Here is a 2197-nt window from a genome sequence, read left to right as displayed (position 1 = left end):
CCTGCTTGTGAAGATGGATCAGCATGGTCGCACCCCGTCCCGAATGTCCCTCAGAACCGATCCTGCCATGAAAAACGCGGATCGCCGAGGGTCTATGTGATCATCCGGGATGGAACAGTTATGTTCATGCCTGGGATTTTGGGGTACATGATGCGCTCGACTGGATATTCTGCTGCGGGGGTTGTTCTGGGTTTGATTCTTGGCGGAATAGGTGAATCCGCCTTCGCAAAATCCATGCAGATGCTGGATTACAAAGTATTCGAACTGTTTGAGCGACCCATTACGGCGTCGTTGCTAGTCCTTTCGGTTGTCATGGTGGTGATCAGTATCGTTCGCGAGTGGCGAAATGGTCAAGGGATGAAGGTATCTCTAGATTAACTTTGTGCTCTGAGTTGAATTTTGTCTGGAGCTATATATGCTAATACCCCGGGGGCATAGAAAGTGCCCCCGGGTGTCATTCCAAATTTTTGACGAGTTGTTGCTTGATTTTTAGTTGATGGTTTGAGGAGTGATATCTGAGATGATTGGGGAATTTTCCGGAATTACTAGTAGTGCTTTCCGTTGATCCGCAAGTTTTCGGTTGTGACGGTGGATTTGGCGATATGACTGATGTGCCGGAATTAGATATTTCCCCTACCAGTGTCCCATCCAATGTTGTGGAATTCTTGTCTAGAGTAGATTTACGATAGTACTCTCTTGCGTGGTCAGCATGCAGCCTAGTTCACTATCTTTTGGGGGTACGCGCCTTCCAATCCATGCAATTTCATCTGGCGATGTTCGGCAGAAATTTCGGGCAGGTTACCTTGCTGGCGCAGATTGATCGTGGGTGTTTTGCTTCAGACCTGACGCGTCCATTTGTGATGTTTCTGGATTCACCTTGTGGGGGCTCATAGATTCAAAATTTGAGGAAGTCTAAAAAAATTATCGCGGAAAAATATGGATCGAATTGAGGTTAATGGGCGCAGCTACGATCGCCCCGAAGAGCCAACCGTTGTCGTATGCTTTGATGGCTGCGACCCGAGGTATTTAGATGCGGCGAAAAAGGATAATGTCGCACCTTTTATGACCGAGGAATTGTTGGGTTTTTGTGCGACCAGCGCAATGCCGAGCTTTACCAATCCAAACAATGTTTCGATTGTAACTGGGGCGCGAGCTTCAATTCACGGAATTTCCGGAAATTACTTTTGCGATATCGAAAATGATCGTGAAGTTATGATGAACTCACCTGAATTCCTAAGGTGTGGTACAATTTTGGCAGCGCAAGCTGCCGAAGGGGTGAGTGTTGCCGTGATCACGGCAAAAGAAAAACTAATGAAACTACTTGGCCATGGCTTGCCAAGCTCTGCGGTTTGCCGCGCTATTGAGACTGGCGGTTCTGAAACTTGGTTGCCTGCGACGTCGCCGAACATGTACGGACCAGATTCAACATTAGCTGTCTTTGATAGTGGAATTCGATTGTTGAAGGAACGCAGCCCTGAGCTAATCTATCTTTCGACGACTGACTACATGCAGCACACGTATGCCCCCGAAGCGCCTGAAGCATTGGCGTTCTACGCGTCAATTGATGAACGCCTGCGTATGCTACATGGTATGGGTGCGCGATTAGTCGTAACTGCTGACCACGGCATGAACTGCAAGAGTCGTGGAAATGGCGAACTTGCCGCCGTCTGGTTGAAGGGTTTATTGGAGAGAGAAGGCGTAGTTGGGCACATTGTTTTGCCGATCTCTGATCCTCATGTGAAGCACCATGGCGCACTTGGTGGGCTCGGTCATATCTATTTGGCCGATGATAAAGCTGATCAGATCGCATGTGTGTTGCGCGGAATCGAAGGTATCGAGCGCGTGATGGGTAAAGCCGAAGCTGCCAATGAGCTTGCTCTGCCTTTCGATCGCATCGGCGATCTCGTGGTCATCGCAGATGCGAACCACGTCGTTGGCACAAGGCCAACCGAACACGACTTGGCTGCACTCGACGGAGCATTGCGCTCGCATGGCGGCTTTGCCGAGACGCGTGTGCCATTCCTCGTCAATCGTAGCGTCTCTAAGGAACATGAGATAAGTGGCCTGTGGAACTTCGATGTGTGAACAGGCATGCAAAATTGACCCCGTAGCGGGGTGATCGGCGTCCAAAAATGACCCCCTTACACTGATGTGGATAATGCCCCCGAGGCTATCGGGGAGCACAGTGTGGGATGTT

The 2197-nt window shown here is 49.7% G+C and carries 1 protein-coding gene and 1 pseudogene; both read left to right on the top strand.

Annotated elements, in window-relative coordinates:
• A pseudogene (locus E1B25_RS21930) lies at positions 1 to 378 on the top strand (hypothetical protein); the annotation flags it as partial.
• A gap of 558 nt (positions 379 to 936) precedes the next feature.
• Positions 937 to 2085 (top strand): alkaline phosphatase family protein, encoded by a 1149-nt coding sequence (locus E1B25_RS21925; protein ID WP_132831681.1) that lies wholly within the window; start codon positions 937 to 939, stop codon positions 2083 to 2085.
• Positions 2086 to 2197: the final 112 nt, after the last annotated feature.

The organism is Antarcticimicrobium sediminis, assembly GCF_004348975.1.
GTDB lineage: Bacteria > Pseudomonadota > Alphaproteobacteria > Rhodobacterales > Rhodobacteraceae > Antarcticimicrobium > Antarcticimicrobium sediminis.
This window is presented reverse-complemented; position numbering and strand designations above follow the sequence as displayed.